The 15,607-nt window shown below is 42.1% G+C and carries 18 protein-coding genes; 16 read left to right on the top strand and 2 right to left on the bottom strand.

Going from position 1 to position 15,607, the window contains the following annotated elements:
* The first annotated feature begins 213 nt into the window (after positions 1-213).
* From dnaJ to ABID27_RS06705, 10 genes are all read left to right on the top strand, one after another.
* Positions 214-1,347: a molecular chaperone DnaJ gene (dnaJ, locus tag ABID27_RS06750; protein WP_354281141.1), complete on the top strand. Its 1,134-nt coding sequence runs from the start codon at positions 214-216 to the stop codon at positions 1,345-1,347.
* Between the two features lie 152 nt (positions 1,348-1,499).
* Positions 1,500-2,351 (top strand): PRD domain-containing protein, encoded by an 852-nt coding sequence (locus tag ABID27_RS06745; protein WP_354281139.1) that lies wholly within the window; start codon positions 1,500-1,502, stop codon positions 2,349-2,351.
* 1 nt (position 2,352) lies between these two features.
* Positions 2,353-2,814 (top strand): PTS sugar transporter subunit IIA, encoded by a 462-nt coding sequence (locus ABID27_RS06740; protein ID WP_354281137.1) that lies wholly within the window; start codon positions 2,353-2,355, stop codon positions 2,812-2,814.
* Positions 2,815-2,831: 17 nt separating this feature from the next.
* Positions 2,832-3,110, top strand: a complete 279-nt coding sequence (locus tag ABID27_RS06735) for a PTS sugar transporter subunit IIB (protein ID WP_253364954.1) — start codon at positions 2,832-2,834, stop codon at positions 3,108-3,110.
* Positions 3,111-3,141: 31 nt separating this feature from the next.
* Positions 3,142-4,485, top strand: a complete 1,344-nt coding sequence (locus ABID27_RS06730) for a PTS galactitol transporter subunit IIC (RefSeq protein WP_354281135.1) — start codon at positions 3,142-3,144, stop codon at positions 4,483-4,485.
* Positions 4,486-4,526: 41 nt separating this feature from the next.
* The gene (locus tag ABID27_RS06725) at positions 4,527-4,757 is read left to right on the top strand and encodes a hypothetical protein (RefSeq protein ID WP_253364958.1); all 231 of its coding nucleotides are present in this window, start codon (positions 4,527-4,529) and stop codon (positions 4,755-4,757) included.
* A 13-nt stretch (positions 4,758-4,770) separates the two neighbouring features.
* A complete protein-coding gene (gene rhaD, locus ABID27_RS06720; RefSeq protein ID WP_253364960.1) occupies positions 4,771-5,601 on the top strand; it encodes a rhamnulose-1-phosphate aldolase in 831 nt (276 codons plus the stop codon).
* Positions 5,602-5,681: 80 nt separating this feature from the next.
* On the top strand, positions 5,682-7,112 hold the full coding sequence (locus tag ABID27_RS06715) for an amidase (RefSeq protein ID WP_253364962.1): 1,431 nt from the start codon (positions 5,682-5,684) through the stop codon (positions 7,110-7,112).
* Between the two features lie 102 nt (positions 7,113-7,214).
* The gene (locus ABID27_RS06710; RefSeq protein WP_354281132.1) at positions 7,215-8,087 is read left to right on the top strand and encodes a transporter substrate-binding domain-containing protein; all 873 of its coding nucleotides are present in this window, start codon (positions 7,215-7,217) and stop codon (positions 8,085-8,087) included.
* Positions 8,088-8,152: 65 nt separating this feature from the next.
* Complete coding sequence (locus ABID27_RS06705; RefSeq protein WP_354281130.1) at positions 8,153-8,821, top strand: amino acid ABC transporter permease; 669 nt, start codon at positions 8,153-8,155, stop codon at positions 8,819-8,821.
* Positions 8,822-8,833: 12 nt separating this feature from the next.
* Here ABID27_RS06705 and ABID27_RS06700 read toward each other — a convergent pair whose 3' ends face one another.
* Positions 8,834-9,712: an SLAC1 family transporter gene (locus ABID27_RS06700; protein WP_354281128.1), complete on the bottom strand. Its 879-nt coding sequence runs from the start codon at positions 9,710-9,712 to the stop codon at positions 8,834-8,836.
* Positions 9,713-9,723: 11 nt separating this feature from the next.
* Positions 9,724-10,164 (bottom strand): Fur family transcriptional regulator, encoded by a 441-nt coding sequence (locus ABID27_RS06695; protein WP_253364971.1) that lies wholly within the window; start codon positions 10,162-10,164, stop codon positions 9,724-9,726.
* Positions 10,165-10,309: 145 nt separating this feature from the next.
* Here ABID27_RS06695 and truA point away from each other — a divergent pair, with 145 nt between their 5' ends.
* The 6 genes from truA (at position 10,310) to tig (ending at position 15,511) form a co-directional block, all read left to right on the top strand.
* A complete protein-coding gene (gene truA / locus ABID27_RS06690; protein WP_354281125.1) occupies positions 10,310-11,056 on the top strand; it encodes a tRNA pseudouridine(38-40) synthase TruA in 747 nt (248 codons plus the stop codon).
* Positions 11,049-11,819, top strand: coding sequence for a bifunctional hydroxymethylpyrimidine kinase/phosphomethylpyrimidine kinase (locus ABID27_RS06685; RefSeq protein WP_354281123.1), 771 nt, complete (start codon positions 11,049-11,051; stop codon positions 11,817-11,819). The genes truA and ABID27_RS06685 overlap by 8 nt, the downstream gene beginning before the upstream one ends.
* On the top strand, positions 11,812-12,285 hold the full coding sequence (locus ABID27_RS06680) for an ECF transporter S component (RefSeq protein WP_354281121.1): 474 nt from the start codon (positions 11,812-11,814) through the stop codon (positions 12,283-12,285). The genes ABID27_RS06685 and ABID27_RS06680 overlap by 8 nt, the downstream gene beginning before the upstream one ends.
* The gene (locus ABID27_RS06675) at positions 12,286-12,849 is read left to right on the top strand and encodes a TIGR01440 family protein (RefSeq protein WP_253364978.1); all 564 of its coding nucleotides are present in this window, start codon (positions 12,286-12,288) and stop codon (positions 12,847-12,849) included. It begins immediately after the preceding gene.
* 858 nt (positions 12,850-13,707) lie between these two features.
* A complete protein-coding gene (locus tag ABID27_RS06670) occupies positions 13,708-14,025 on the top strand; it encodes a hypothetical protein (RefSeq protein ID WP_354281119.1) in 318 nt (105 codons plus the stop codon).
* 202 nt (positions 14,026-14,227) lie between these two features.
* Positions 14,228-15,511: a trigger factor gene (tig, locus tag ABID27_RS06665; RefSeq protein ID WP_253365042.1), complete on the top strand. Its 1,284-nt coding sequence runs from the start codon at positions 14,228-14,230 to the stop codon at positions 15,509-15,511.
* The last annotated feature ends 96 nt before the right edge of the window (positions 15,512-15,607 follow it).

Here is a 15,607-nt window from a genome sequence, read left to right as displayed (position 1 = left end):
TTTATCAGTACTTAGATACCACCCAACCACTGCGTAACAAATTAGCTTGACTGTCATTGATAGCTAAAAATAAGTTAGCTCAGCTAAGTGCCTTATTAATTCGTCAGCAAAATATGATCGATTTTGCTTCCTCATGCCGTAAATAATGAGGAGAAACTCAAATAGGCGGGGCGCCTCGCTCCGTCTGTTTTTGTCAATAAAGGAAAATAAAACATGAACAATACGGAATACTATGATCGTCTGGGGGTGTCCAAGGACGCCTCTCAGGATGAGATCAAGCGAGCCTATCGCAAAATGTCGAAAAAGTACCATCCAGATATCAACAAGGAAGATGGTTCGGAGCAAAAATATAAGGATGTGCAAGAGGCTTATGAAACACTGAGCGACCAGCAAAAACGTGCGGCCTATGACCAGTATGGTCCTGCGGGAGCCAATGGTGGCTTTGGCGGTGGAGCTGGTGGTTTTGGTGGCTTTGACGGAGCTGGTTTTGGCGGATTTGAAGATATCTTTTCAAGTTTCTTCGGTGGCGGTGCAAGCCGCAATCCGAATGCCCCTCGTCAAGGTGACGATTTGCAGTATCGTGTGGACCTCAAGTTTGAAGAGGCAATTTTCGGTACTGAAAAAGAAGTCAGCTACAATCGTGAAGCAACCTGTCATACTTGTACAGGAACGGGTGCGAAGCCAGGAACGAGTCCTGTAACGTGTGGTCGCTGTCATGGTTCGGGGACAATTAGTGTTGATACACATACACCGCTTGGTACCATGCGCCGTCAAATGACTTGTGATGTCTGTCACGGCACTGGGAAAGAAATCAAAGAACCTTGCCATACTTGTCATGGTACAGGTCATGAAAAACAAGCGCATAAAGTAACAGTGAAGATTCCTGCTGGTGTTGAAACTGGTCAACAAGTGCGTCTCGCGGGACAAGGTGAAGCAGGATTCAACGGAGGTCCGTATGGGGATCTCTACGTCATTATTCAAGTTCAGGCTTCAGATAAGTTCGAACGTGAAGGCACAACGATTCATTATAAATTGGACTTGAATTTTGTACAGGCAGCACTCGGAGACACAGTCCATGTTCCAACGGTCCATGGAGATGTTGATTTATTGATTCCTGAGGGAACTCAGACAGGCAAGAAATTCCGTCTCAAGGGCAAAGGCGCTCCAAGTTTGCGTGGTGGTGCTATGGGAGATCAGTACGTGACCATCAATGTCGTCACTCCGACAGGACTGAATGATAAGCAAAAATCAGCCCTACGCGAGTTTGCGGCCGCTGGAAATATTGCTGTAAATCCACAGAAAAAAGGTTTCTTTAATAAAGTAAAAGATGCATTTGATGAATTATAAAAATATTTTCATAAAAACGCTTGCAAAAACGTAAAAAAGTGATATACTGATGTCAGTAATATAAAGTATGTAACTATTCAATTAGGCATAACTGATTCTATGATATAGGGTTGGTTGTGCTTTTTTTGCTTTTACAAAGGAAGGGGGAAATAATGAAAGTCGTCCAATCGTTGAATCAAAATGCTTTATTGGTGTTAGACCGCAATGGCAATGAGATTGTTGCTCTTGGGAAAGGAATAGGATTTAACAAGAAAAAGGGAGATATTGTGAGTGAAGCAAACATCTCACGGATTTTTACGGTTCAGTCAAATGAACAAGAGAAAGGTCTGCTTGAAAATCTGAAAAGTGTTGCCAGTGAAGTGTATTTGATGGCAGAGGACGTTGTGCATTTTGCGGAGAAGGAACTGCATAAAACCTTAAATGAATCGTTTATCTTTACGATTGCCAAACATATTGAATTTGCCTTGGAGAGAAATGATGAAGGAATCGAATATGATCCGTTTCAGTATCAGTTGAATTATCTGTATCCAGATGAATACCGAACTGCAAAAGAGATTATTCCTTTCCTGAATGAAAAATATCATCTTCAATTAAAACGCCAAGAAGTTTCCTTCTTTACCTTACACTTTGTGAACGGTTTGATCGACAGTGAACAGGTCAGTGATGTTGTACAACTGAGTGAATTGCTGAATAGGGTTCTTTTGCTGATAGATCGTCAAATCGGTGGAGGATTGGAAAAAGATAGTTTGGCTTATAGTCGTTTTGTGATTCACTTGCGTTATTTTTTGGTAAGAATGTTGTCGAAAAAGAAAGGAGAGCCTACTGAAGATCAACGTATTGAAGAATTATTGAACTTGACCAAAGAGATGTATGCTAAAGAGTACGAAATCTTACAATCTCTAAAAGAGTTGCTCCAGAAAGAATATCAAATTTCGTTTGGTATTGATGAAGATTTATATCTTTTGCTTCATCTCGTCAGAATTTGTAGAAAGGAGAAAGGTTGAGATGGGGATTGTTTCTCAGTTATTACAAGAAGAGTTGATTGATCTAAATTGTAAATCGGTCTCTGTAGAAGAATTTTTTGCAGAGAAGGCAAAAGTGTTGCGTGAACTAGGCTACGTTACGGCTACCTATGAAACAGCTCTACTGGAGAGAGAAAAAGAGTATCCAACAGGTCTAGAAATGGCTGCGATTACGATTGCTATTCCGCATACGATGCCAGAGCATATCAAGAAACCCTTTATCTATTTTAATCGGCTAACTCAAAAAGGGATGCAGTTTATTCAGATGGGAACGGATGATGTAGTAGTTGAACCTCAGTATATTTTGATGCTAGGGATTACGAATCCGAGAGAACAAGTAGCTCTCTTGGCTGAATTGATGGATTTGTTCAATGGAGAGGAATTCATTGACGCTCTTGTTCAAGCCAAGTCAGCGCAAGATATTTTGACAATTTTCAACAAATAAAGAAAGTAGGTTTACTTATGAAAAAATTTATCGTAGCATGCGGATCTGGTGTGGCGACTTCTCAAACGGTAGCTAGTACAGTGGGACGGATGTTTGAAAAAGACAAAATTCAAGCAACAGTAGAAGCGGTTGATATGAAATCATTGGATCATTATATTAAAGATGCGGATGGTTATATCTATATTGCGAAGCCTAAAAAAGAGTATCCAATTCCAATGTTTAATGGAATTGCCTTCTTAACAGGTATGGGAAAAGACGCAGAATATAAAAAAATATTGGATTTCATTAACAAATAAGGTCTATTTAGGATGAGAAGGAGAAAAACAAATGGAAGTATTAAAAAATATAGTTCAGTACATTCTTGATTTGGGTGCTGCAGTTTTTGTTCCGTTTTTGATGTTTATTATTGCTCTTTGTATGCGAATGAAGGTGCGGGATGCCTTTACTTCTGCGTTGACCTTAGGGATTGCCTTTACCGGTATGAACCTATTGGTTAATTTTATTATGACTAGTATGGGTGCTGCCGCTAATGATTTAGCAACCAATACTGGTTTATCGTTGCCAGCTGTTGATATTGGTTGGCCAGGGGCGGCTTCTATTACTTGGGCTTGGCCTTATGCCTTTCTTATGTTTCCAGTACAAGTCGGAATCAACGTATTGTTGTTGATGTTTAACCAAACAAAAACTTTGAACGTCGACTTGTGGAATGTCTGGAACAAAATCTTCTCAGCAGTATTGGTTACCTACTTTACAAATAACGTCTTCTTTGGTTTCTTGGCAGCGGCGATTTTAATCGTTTTGGAATTAAAATTGGGTGATGCTTTTGCACCCGAAGTTGAACGTTTGACAGGTATTCCGGGTGTGACGGTTCCTCATTTTATTTGTTTGATTGCTGTTATTTTGTATCCAATTGATGAATTATTGAAGAAGATTCCATTTTTGAACAAGGAATTTAATGCGGATAATTTGAAAGAAAAAATTGGTATTTTTGGAGAAAATGCCGTCATGGGTGCAATCATTGGTTTTGCCTTGGGCCTTGCTTCAGGGAATGGTTTCCCATATGCATGTACATTGGCTGTTCAAGCAGCAACGGCTTTACAATTGTTCCCAATGGTTTCTAAATTGTTTGCTCAAGCTTTGGCGCCAATTTCAGAAGCAGTTTCAGAGTTTATGCGGAACAAATTCCAAGAACGTGAAGTTTATATCGGTTTGGACTGGCCAATTCTTGGTGGCCGGAATGAATTGTGGGTAGCTGTTATCTTTACAATGGTATTCTTGTTAGGATTCTCTATTGTTTTGCCAGGTAATATCGTGCTTCCATTTGCCGGAATCGTCAATCTTTCTTTCGTAGTTGGTGCTTTGTTGTTAACAAATGGTAATGTATTGCGTATGATTATCCATGGTTTCCTTTCTGCTCCATTGTTCTTGTATGGTGCAACCTATTTCACACCATATATGACAAAATTGGCACAAGAATCAGGTACACTCAAGGATAAAACAGGTGGTATGATTTCATGGGCAACCTTTGAAGGACCAGATTTGCGTTATATGTTAACACACATGTTTTCAGGTGATATTGTAGCCTTTGTCTTGTTTGCAGGTTGGTTGGTTCTGTTTGTATTATTGCTTAAAAACCGTGCAAAATACAACAAGAGCTTGTTAGAAGAATAGCTGAGTAGGCATCGCACATAGATCTAGAAAGAGAGTGACATATGACAAAATTACAATGGAAATTAATGATTGTATTTGCCTTTCTGTTGTTTGTTTATAGTGTAATCAGTAAACAAATTATATTGACGGTGTTTGCTTTGATATTAGGGCTTGTCATTAGTCGTCAAAATCTTTTTAAGGACTATGATGAAAAACAAAAGGAAAAACGACAATACTATTCACAAATCATCGAAAAATACCGTGCTGAAAAGCAAAAAGAAACGAAGTTGTGAGAAGGAGGAAAAAATGTCTTATCCTAGATATATAAACGAGATGATAGAGACGACCTACGATATGTGGTCCAAAGGATGGGATGAGTATAATGGGGGAAATATTAGCTATCGCTTAACTGAACAAGAAATTCAGGAAATGGCGACAGATTTAGCTGATACTGATTACCGTATCTACTCAGAACCCATTGTCGTTGAAAATTTATTAGAGGTTCCTCATCATTTTCAAGGGCAATATTTGTTGATTACTGCTTCAGGAAGTCATTTTAGATATTTAAAAGAGCAACCAGCAGTGGATACCGGTATCGTGAAAGTTACAGAGACTGGTTATGACATTGTAGCAGGTTTTGTTACAGGGAAACGACCAACTTCTGAAATATATATGCATATTTTAGCGCACGCAGCTCGTTATGCACAAAATAAAGAGCATCGAGTGGTGATTCACAATCATGCGACCAATATCGTGCTTTATTCTTTGTTAAACGAAGTCACAAGCGAGTCGCTGACACGTGACTTGTGGAGTGTATTGACGGAATCCATCGTTGTATTCCCTGACGGAATAGATGTCTTACCTTGGATGGTGCCGGGAACGAAAGAAATTGGACAGGCAACTGCAAAATTGTTGGAGCATACTCGTTTGGTTGTTTGGGCAAAACACGGTGTGCTTAGCACCGGAGTGGACTACGAAGATTGCTTTGGTCTGATTGAAACGGCTAATAAAGCGGCGGGTCTTGCTCTTGATTTACAACGGATTAGTGGTAAACCGGTCCAAGAAAATGATGTGTTAACGGATGATAACCTTCGTGCGGTTTGCAAAGCCTTGCATGTAGAAGGTCGCTATTTATAACCCAAAATCAGCAAGTATTACTTGCTGATTTTTTGCTTTCATGATAGTCTGAAACCAAAGTGATTTTTAGGGAGGGTGCTATGTGGAGAGATACGACAGAGATGGCGCAAGCGGTCAGGGAAAAGAAGGTATCATCTAAGGAGCTGGTGACGGAGGCGATTGAGAAGATTGAGCGGCTCAATCCTCAGCTTAATGCGGTCGTGTCAAAGCAGTATGAGCAGGCATTAGAAAAAGCGGAGATGGGTGATTTTTCTGGGAAATTGTTTGGCGGTGTACCCATTCTCTTGAAAGACTTGGGACAGCAGCAAGTGGGAGAATTAGCTACGTCAGGGTCTCGGCTGTTTGCTAACAACCGTTCTCGGATAACAGATAATTATGTCAAAAAGCTAGAGGAGCTTGGTTTTGTGATCTTGGGGCGGACCAATACGCCGGAATTTGGTTTCAAGAATATTTCGGACTCGAGCTTGCACGGAGCGGTTAATCTGCCAGCGGATACCAGTCGCAATGCAGGTGGTTCTAGTGGCGGAGCTGCGGCTGCAGTGTCATCGGGGATGGTTCCTTTGGCGGCGGCTTCGGATGGTGGTGGTTCCATTCGGATTCCTGCTAGTTTTAATGGGTTAATCGGTCTCAAGCCCAGCCGTGGTCGGGTTCCAGTTGGACCGACTTCTTTTCGAGGGTGGCAAGGAGCATCCAGTCAATTTGCCATTACCAAGTCGGTACGGGACACGCGGAATCTTCTTTACGGTATGCAGGTTTGTCAGCTGGAAAGTCCTTTTCCGCATCCACTTTTGAATAGTACAAATTCTCGTCAGCCTTTGAAAATTGCTTATAGCCTGGAGTCGCCAATTGGTAGTCAAGTATCAGACCATGCTAGAAATGCAGTCTTGAGTCTGCTTCCTATCTTGGAAAAACTGGGGCATCACGTCAGCGAACTAACTCATCAGCCCATTGATGGATTGGCTGCCATGAGGTCTTACTATATCATGAACAGCGTGGAAACGGCTCAGATGTTTGATGAGATAGAGGCGGGATTTGGTCGGACGATGACGCCAGATGACATGGAGTTGATGACCTGGGCGATTTTCCGTAGCGGGCAAAAAATTCCTGCCAAAGTTTATTCCAAGGTGTTGCAGGACTGGGACAATTACAGCGCACAGATGTGGAATTTCCATCGGCAATATGACCTCCTTTTGACCCCGACGGTGAATGGCCCCGCACCTCGTCATGGGCAATTTGCGCTCAGTTCGGAATTAAAAGATCGTTTGCTCAACATGGATGACTATTCCATGATGGAGCAGCAGGACTTGATTTGGGAGATGTTTGCAGATAGTCTAGCTTGGACGCCCTTTACCCAGTCAGCCAATTTAACGGGTCAGCCAGCCATTAGTTTGCCAACCTATGAGACCGATCAAGGTCTCCCGCTTGGTGTTCAATTTACGGCAGCTAAGGGAGGAGAAAATCTTCTCTTGCAACTTGCATCGGACTTGGAAGACCGAGGTTTGCTAAAGTAGAAATGTTTATAAAAATTTTCAGACAAATGGTTTGCTAAAAGGGCTTTCATTGTGTTAACCTATTTTCGTTGATGATTTAACATCAGAAAAAAGGAGATTTTTATGTTCAAAAAAGTACTGGCTTCTCTGGCCGTCTTATCGTCAGTTGCTCTTGTAGCGTGTTCAAATGGTTCGTCTAAATCTGCTAACCAAAGCGAGTGGGACCGGGTTAAAGAAGCAGGCGTTCTCAGGGTAGCTACCCCTGGTACGCTTTACCCAACATCATTTCATAATGACAAAGACCAGTTGGTCGGCTATGAGATTGATATGCTCAATGAAATCGGCAAACGCTTGGACATCAAGATTGATTACCAAGAAATCGGTGTTGCAGAAGCGTTTACCTCTCTGGATAGCGGCAAGGTTGATATCACGGTTAACAACTTCGACCCAACAGAAGAGCGCAAAGAAAAATACAACATCTCGGATGCCTACAAGTACTCAGTCGGTGGCATGATTGTCCGCGAAGACGGTTCATCCAATATCACCAAAGCAGATCTTTCAGACTGGAAAGGGAAAAAAGCTGGTGGTGGTGCCGGAACGCAATTCATGAAGATTGCTGAAAAATTGGGGGCAGAACCAGTCATCTACGATAATGTAACCAATGACGTTTACCTCCGTGATGTCTCAACAGGTCGTACAGACTTTATCCCAAATGACTACTACACACAAGTGATTGCGGTTAAGTTGATTACTGAAAAATTCCCAGACATCAAAGTGAAAATGGGCAATGTCAAATACAATCCATCAAGCAGTGTGATCATCATGAGTAAAAAAGATACCAGTCTCAAGGATAAAATTGACGGGGTTATCAAAGAAATGAAAAAAGATGGCATGCTCAAAGCAATTTCTGAAAAATACTATGCCGGACAAGATTTGACAGAGCCATTGAAAGATGTCAAAGATATTCCGGTGGTGGACACCTCTGGCAAAAAATAATTCGGTGACCGCACATCAAAGAAGTTGAGGAAGCTCAACTTCTTTGTTTGCATAAGGAGAATGACATGATAAATTGGCAGGCTGTTTTTGACCCGCGACTGGCAGTGGAAGCTGTCCCTAAAATATTGGAAGGACTTCCATTCACCCTATCCTTGTCTCTAATTGGTTTCGGCTTGGGGACTTTCTTCGGCTTTTTTGTGGCTCTGATGCGCATGTCCCACATTTCACCCCTGCGCTGGTTGGCGACTCTCCATGTCTCCTTGATGCGTGGGATTCCGCTTATGGTTTTGCTCTTTTTCATCTATTTTGGGCTCCCGTTTATGGGAATTGAGTTGGATGCGGTCACTTCTAGCATCCTTGCCTTTACCTCTATGTCCAGTGCCTATATTTCAGAAATTATCCGCTCATCCTTGAAAGCTGTGGATAACGGGCAATGGGAAGCGGCCAAGTCTCTGGGCTTGAAAACATCTATTATTTACAGAAAAGTGATTATTCCTCAGGCTTTTCGGATTGCCTTGCCTCCGTTGAGCAATGTCTTGCTGGATATGGTCAAGTCAACGTCTTTGACGGCTATGATTACAGTGCCAGAGATTTTCAATAAAGCCAAAATTGTCGGTGGGGCCAAGTCGGATTACATGACGGTCTACATCTGCGTAGCCCTGATTTATTGGGTGATTTGTACCCTCTACGCTTGGGGCCAAGATCGATTGGAAAAACGATTGGCAACTTATTAAAAAATAAAAGGACTAACTTAGTCCTTTTTTTGTATATACATAATTCAGATAATGAAGAGCAACAAGTCCAACGATGCCGGTGGCAAAGATGATTTCCGCATAGGCTAGAGCTGTCAGGGCTGGCTGAGTGTTGCCTAGGTAGGCGAGGCTATCAAATAAAGCTGTCGCTGTCGAGACAGACGGGAAGGTCATGCCAGACCAAGTCGGACTAAAAGGGTGTTGGAAAGTTGTCCGCAGGAGGAAAATGGTTCCGATATAAAAGATTTGAGAGAGGCAAAGCAAAGGAAGAATAGCCCAGGAAATCTTGAGAGCCAATGCACCTAGCAACAACAAGGATGCTGGAGCAGCTAAAATGGCAAGGTTGAGTCGATTTGCAGCTGGAATAGGAATTTTCTTCAATCGATAGAGGACGGACGGTAGCAGTACTAGGTAGCTAATGAGCCCAACTATCCAGCAAAACCAACCGAGGGGGCCAGTGCCGATTTGTGGAGCGATGATGGCTCCTGCTGCCAGACCAACATAGACGATGTACCAGCTAGGATAGAGGTCATCTAGTCGACTCTTTTTCCAGATAAGCCCTGTAAAGTAGGCCATAAATCCAAGGTGGATGATAAAACCGATATACCAAAAAACTGGAATACGCGGCCCAGCTAGCATCATAGCCATGGCTAAAGTTGGCAGGCTAGAAGTCGGTAAACTTTGCTTCAGTAAAAGCTGTAGTTCAGCTGGGTAGGTGACTATTTTGATGAGGATAGCCAGGAAAAGGCATCCAGCTATCACAAAAAGAATGCTAGAGACCATTGCGATGAAGTTCTTCATAAGGTTGCTGAGTGCAACGATACCCAGTAACAGCCCTGTGCTTGCAAATGGAAGTGCCTGTATCTTTTTCACATCTTGTCTCCCTATTTTGAAGAACAATCGGGGCAAATGCCGTAGGCTGTGGTGACTTCGCGAGTAATTTTGTAACCGGACAGTTGCTCGATTTCTGACTCAGCAGAAGGCATGTCCAATTCAATATCGGTAATTTTTCCGCAGGTTTCACAGATGACATTGAGGTGGTCGTGACCCATGAAGTCGTAATAGGTTGTCGCATCCTTGTAACGCTTGATTTCCGATACGAATCCGTGGTCTACAAGCACCTTCAGATTGTTGTAGACGGTAGCTAGGCTCATGTTTGGAAATTGCGGATGCAGTGCAGTGTAAATCATATCAGCGCTAGGATGGTCGGGGCTGTCAATCAAAAATTGAAGGACAGCCTTGCGTGTCTCAGTGATTCGGATACCTTGTGTTTTAAGATAAGAAATGACGTCTTGAAAGACCTCTGTTCGTGTATGGGGAGCCATTGCGCAACTCCTTTTTCTAGTTTTTCTAGGTGTTTTTTCTGTTATTATACACTATTTAGTTAGGAAAAGCGAATCTTCATCTGGTCTAGGACAGATAGAGTCTATTTTACTTGTACTCAGCTCTCGCCTAAGCTACAATCTAATTATGGTAAGATACAAAGCAATTATTTCCTATGATGGGACAGATTTTTCAGGATTTCAACGTCAGCCTCATTGCCGTACAGTGCAAGAGGAAATTGAAAAGACGCTTTTGCGCTTAAATAGCGGTCAGGCGGTGACTATACACGGTGCGGGTCGAACAGATGCGGGTGTTCATGCTTATGGGCAGGTCATTCATTTTGACTTACCGCAGGCGCGTGATGTGGAAAAGTTGCGCTTTGGGCTGGATACACAATGCCCGGAGGATATTGACATTGTGTCTGTAGAGCAGGTTTCGGATGATTTTCATGCTCGGTACAATCCACACAGTAAAACCTATGAGTTTTTGGTGGATATCGGTCGTCCTAAAAACCCTATGATGCGCCATTACGCTACCCATTATCCCTATCCAGTTGCATTTGAATCAATGCAGTTAGCTATCAAAGACCTAGTTGGAACCCATGATTTTACTGGTTTTACTGCAGCCGGAACTAGTGTGGAACATAAGGTCCGTACGATCTATCGAGCAGACATTCGTTTTGATGAGGAGCGCCAGTTTTTGATTTTCACTTTTACGGGAAATGGCTTTCTTTATAAGCAAGTTCGAAATATGGTGGGAACTCTCTTGAAAATCGGGAATGGACGGATGCCGGTTGAGCAGATTCAGAAGATTTTAGAAGCTAAAAATCGTGACTTGGCGGGTCCGACCGCAGCAGGGAATGGCTTGTATTTGAAGGAGATTATCTATGAGTAAACCGATTTTAGCAATCTCAGGAAATGATATTTTTTCCGGTGGTGGTCTGCATGCAGACTTGACGACCTATGCCCGCGAACAGTTGCATGGCTTTGTAGCTGTGACCTGTTTGACACGGATGACGGACAAGGGATTTGATGTGGTTCCGATTGATGCTGGCATTGTTGCTGACCAGCTGGCTAGTCTCAAGGATGTAGATTTTGCAGCTATAAAAATTGGTCTCCTTCCAACGGTTGAGGTTGCGGATGTGGCTTTGGCCTTTGTCAAAAACCATGCTGATCGTCCGGTGGTTTTGGATCCAGTCTTGGTTTGCAAGGAAACTCACGACTTGGAAGTCAGCCGCTTGCGCGATGAGTTGCTAAAATTCCTCCCTTACACGACCATCGTCACGCCAAACTTGGTAGAAGCGCAGATTTTGATGCAAATGGATATTCCAACGGTTGAGGACATGAAGTTAGCCGCTGAAAAATTACACACTTTGGGAGCCAAGTATGTGGTCGTTAAAGGTGGTAATCGTCTACAAAAAGCCCAAGCTATCGATGTTTTTTATGATGGTAAGGAATTTCAAGTCTTGACCTATCCGGTTTTGGAGACGAATAATGTCGGAGCGGGCTGTACTTTTGCTTCTAGTATTGCTGCGAAGTTGGCTCTAGGAATGCCGATTGACCGTGCGGTTGTAGAAGCCAAGGGGTTTGTCTATCAGGCTATTGCACAAGCCGACCAGTACGGTGTTAACCAACAGTTTAGGAGGGAATATGACTAACAAAAAAACACAGGAATTAAGTCGCATTGCTATTTTGACAGCCCTGACCATTGTCCTGGGTATGTTTGTTAAACTCCCGACTGCGACTGGAGTTGTAACTCTATTGGACGCAGGTATCTTTTTCACTGCCTTTTACATAGGAGGACGCCAAGGGGCTATTGTAGGTGGTCTGTCAGCCTTTCTATTTGACCTTTTGTCTGGCTATCCTCAATGGATGTTGATTAGCCTTGTGGCGCATGGTGGTCAAGGTTATCTGGCGGGGATGACTGGGAAGAAACGCCCTTTGGGCTTGGCTAACGCTACGTTCTTTATGGTGGCAACTTATCTCCTCGCCTCTAGTGTGATGAATGGCCTTGGCGCAGCTCTGGCAGAAGTAGTGGCCAATACCATGCAAAATATAGTTGGTATGACGGCGGGTTATCTCCTATATCAAGCTTTCATCCGTGTGACTAGAAAGAAGGATTAAATGGATCTGACAACCCTTGCTCAGGAAACGCGAGCGCTTATCATTGAAATTCTTGAAAAATCAGCTGTTCAAGCTGGACAAATTTTTGTGCTGGGCTTGTCTTCAAGTGAAGTCCTCGGAGGGCACATTGGACAAGATTCGAGTATAGAAATCGGAGAAACGATTGTCTCAACGATTCTCGCAGAAACGAAAAAACGAGGTATTTTCTTAGCTGTTCAAGGTTGTGAACACCTCAATCGAGCCTTGGTGGTGGAGCGTGAACTGGCTCTTCAAAAAGACTTAGAAATCGTCAACGTTCTTCCCAGTCTGCATGCAGGTGGTTCGGGTCAATTAGCTGCCTTCAAATTCATGAAAGACCCTGTTGAGGTAGAGTTTATCACAGCGCAAGCTGGATTGGACATTGGGGATACGGCCATTGGCATGCACATCAAGCATGTACAGGTGCCGATTCGCCCTGCTAAAAGGGAATTGGGAGGTGCACATGTAACAGCCTTGGCAAGCCGTTCAAAGCTGATTGGTGGAGCGCGAGCTCTCTATCAGACAGATGATACTCGCAAGTTGTGAAGGCGTATTTTTAGTTGACTTATTTATTTATTGTAAAGTAAGTACGAAGAAAGGTGGAATTGAAACGTCGCTTGGCTAATAAAGGAAAAGGAGGGGAAATTTTAAAAGGTCAGATTTCAATTCTAGTATAGTTGCTTTTGGGAATAAAACTTTTAGCTAATAGATTAAAAAGAGCCTTACTATGAAAAAAGTTTTTATCAGTGCAATATTGCTATTATCTATTTTTTGTCAAAAAAATGTTTTTGCAGCGACACCTAAAAAAATTATAGAACCGACAAGTATAACAAATATTGGTCTGGAACAGGTCAAGTTTTACCTGAGGGAGGCTTTATCTTTAAGGATAACGGGGATTCTAACTTTGATTCGTCACTTATAGAAACTAATCGCGGGACTTTAATGGCTTATAAGGACTATTTAAAACGTGATATGGTTGATACCTCTCTAGGATTCGTTGAATTTCCTTTTTGGCGAGCAGCTTCTCCAGATAAAGCTGTCTAACATCCTAAAATTTTGGCAGCGGGAGAGTCGTATGCATCACAACCGTTTTACGAATCAGGATGGCGTTTTTCAGAATACAAGTTTGAAGCTGCTCAGGGGACAGGGACTTGGCTTCTTTGGACAGCGGTTGGTAATGGTGGTGTTGTAGGTAATGAATATGAAGCGTATAGAACCTATCAGACGAAACAGTCAATTGGTAGAGCAAAGTTGGGGGAATGGAGAGTCGCGATATGTTAATGGACAGGGATCTTGGCTTTTCTTTTATACTTACAACCCAGCTAAGGGTTCTAGATATGTTGTATCAAATAAATAGGGGGTAGATATGAAAAAATATTATATGGCAGTGGTGTTTTAATAATATTGGGTATGGTATTTCTCAACAGTCGTGCAACAAGCCATATTTCAGCAGTTGAGTCCACTAATGCTACGTATTCTAACAGAACTGTAAAAGAATTAGTGAAATTATCAGAAACAGACAAAGATCTGCTTTCAATGCTAGCGAAATATCCTGATGAAACGCCTATTATTGAGTGTGGTGGTTTCTTCGTTAATGAAAATGAAACAAAAGAAACATATAAAGTTGAAATGCGAAGTGAGGATGGTGAAAAGATTTTATTTAGTGATGCCAATCCTGCAACAGTTGGTGAGGTGAAAAAGGCGATACCAGAAAATCAATAAGTAGAATGATCAAAGGTTGAAATAAAAAAATCAGAACAGGTCAGCGAAAGTTGGCTTGTTTTTGATTGGAAAACAACTTTAATATTTAGTGACTGTTTCTTGAGCTTTAAACACATACCAAATAGCTAAAAATTTTGTTTTTTTTAAGACTTTATGGTAGAATTGATAAGAATGACAATAAAATTTTAAGGAGTAAGACCTAATGTCTGTATCATTTGAAGTAAAAGAAACAAACCATGGCGTATTGACCTTCACAATCGCTCAAGAAGCCATCAAACCAGAATTGGATCGTGTATTTAACAAAGTTAAAAAAGATATCAACCTTCCAGGTTTCCGTAAAGGTAAAATCACTCGTGCCATTTTTGACAAACGTTTCGGCGAAGAAGCTCTTTATCAAGATGTTGTAAACGCATTGTTGCCAAACGCATACGAAGCAGCTGTTAAAGATGCTGGTATCGAAGTTGTTGCACAACCAAAAATTGACGTTGTTTCTATGGAAAAAGGTCAAGACTGGGTTGTAAATGCTGAAGTTGTTACAAAACCAGAAGTAAAATTGGGTGACTACAAAAACCTTGCAGTCTCAGTAGAAGTTTCTAAAGAAGTAACAGACGAAGAAGTAGACGCTAAAGTTGAACGCGAACGCAATAACTTGGCCGAATTGGCAATCAAAGAAGGCGCTGCAGCTGCAGGCGACACTGTAGTGATTGACTTTGTTGGTTCAATCGACGGAGTTGAATTTGATGGCGGAAAAGGTGAAAACTACTCACTTGAACTTGGTTCAGGTCAATTTATCCCAGGTTTTGAAGACCAATTGGTTGGACATGCAGCTGGTGAAACTGTAAACGTTGAAGTTTCATTCCCTGAAGACTACAAAGCAGCTGACTTGGCTGGTAAACCAGCAGTATTCGTGACAACAATCCACGAAGTTAAAGTAAAAGAAGTTCCAGCTTTGGATGACGAATTGGCGAAAGACATCGACGAAGAAGTTGAAACCTTGGACGAATTGAAAGCTAAATACCGTAAAGAATTGGAAGCAGCAAAAGAAATCGCCTTTGACGACGCTGTTGAATCAGCAGCAATCGACTTGGCTGTAGCAAACGCTGAAATCGTTGAATTGCCAGGCGAAATGGTACACGAAGAAGTACACCGCGCTATGAACGAATTCTTGGGTGGTATGCAACAACAAGGTATCTCACCAGAAATGTACTTCCAAATCACAGGTACAACTGAAGAAGATCTTCACGCTCAATACGAAGCTGACGCTGAAAAACGTACAAAAACAAACCTTGTTATCGAAGCAGTAGCACAAGCAGAAGGTTTCGAAGCAAGCGCAGAAGAAATCACTGCTGAAATCGAAGAATTGGCTGCAACTTACAACATGGAAGTGCCACAAGTTCGTGGGCTTCTTTCAGAAGACATGTTGAAACATGACATCACAGTGAAAAAAGCTGTTGAATTGATCACAAGCACAGCAACTGTAAAATAATCATTTAAAAAGACTGGAAGTGATTCCGGTCTTTTTGCGTGGGAAAATATTTTTTTATGATAATCGTCTGATAATTCTAAAGTGTGCTATACTAGT

The sequence above is a fragment of the Streptococcus gallinaceus genome (genome assembly GCF_040545695.1).
Classification (GTDB): Bacteria; Bacillota; Bacilli; order Lactobacillales; family Streptococcaceae; genus Streptococcus; species Streptococcus gallinaceus.
Note: the sequence above shows the minus strand (reverse complement) of the source record. Positions and strands in the feature narration are given on the sequence as shown.

Bases quoted from the DNA above. Each gene is read 5' to 3' on its own strand.
- tig (WP_253365042.1), top strand. From the start codon at position 14,228: ATGTCTGTATCATTTGAAGTAAAAGAAACAAACCATGGCGTATTGACC.
- ABID27_RS06685 (WP_354281123.1), top strand. From the start codon at position 11,049: ATGAGTAAACCGATTTTAGCAATCTCAGGAAATGATATTTTTTCCGGT.
- ABID27_RS06705 (WP_354281130.1), top strand. From the start codon at position 8,153: ATGATAAATTGGCAGGCTGTTTTTGACCCGCGACTGGCAGTGGAAGCT.
- ABID27_RS06680 (WP_354281121.1), top strand. From the start codon at position 11,812: ATGACTAACAAAAAAACACAGGAATTAAGTCGCATTGCTATTTTGACA.
- ABID27_RS06725 (WP_253364958.1), top strand. From the start codon at position 4,527: ATGACAAAATTACAATGGAAATTAATGATTGTATTTGCCTTTCTGTTG.
- ABID27_RS06730 (WP_354281135.1), top strand. From the start codon at position 3,142: ATGGAAGTATTAAAAAATATAGTTCAGTACATTCTTGATTTGGGTGCT.
- ABID27_RS06675 (WP_253364978.1), top strand. From the start codon at position 12,286: ATGGATCTGACAACCCTTGCTCAGGAAACGCGAGCGCTTATCATTGAA.
- ABID27_RS06745 (WP_354281139.1), top strand. From the start codon at position 1,500: ATGAAAGTCGTCCAATCGTTGAATCAAAATGCTTTATTGGTGTTAGAC.
- ABID27_RS06715 (WP_253364962.1), top strand. From the start codon at position 5,682: ATGTGGAGAGATACGACAGAGATGGCGCAAGCGGTCAGGGAAAAGAAG.
- truA (WP_354281125.1), top strand. From the start codon at position 10,310: ATGGTAAGATACAAAGCAATTATTTCCTATGATGGGACAGATTTTTCA.
- ABID27_RS06710 (WP_354281132.1), top strand. From the start codon at position 7,215: ATGTTCAAAAAAGTACTGGCTTCTCTGGCCGTCTTATCGTCAGTTGCT.
- dnaJ (WP_354281141.1), top strand. From the start codon at position 214: ATGAACAATACGGAATACTATGATCGTCTGGGGGTGTCCAAGGACGCC.
- ABID27_RS06740 (WP_354281137.1), top strand. From the start codon at position 2,353: ATGGGGATTGTTTCTCAGTTATTACAAGAAGAGTTGATTGATCTAAAT.
- rhaD (WP_253364960.1), top strand. From the start codon at position 4,771: ATGTCTTATCCTAGATATATAAACGAGATGATAGAGACGACCTACGAT.
- ABID27_RS06695 (WP_253364971.1), bottom strand. From the start codon at position 10,164: ATGGCTCCCCATACACGAACAGAGGTCTTTCAAGACGTCATTTCTTAT.
- ABID27_RS06735 (WP_253364954.1), top strand. From the start codon at position 2,832: ATGAAAAAATTTATCGTAGCATGCGGATCTGGTGTGGCGACTTCTCAA.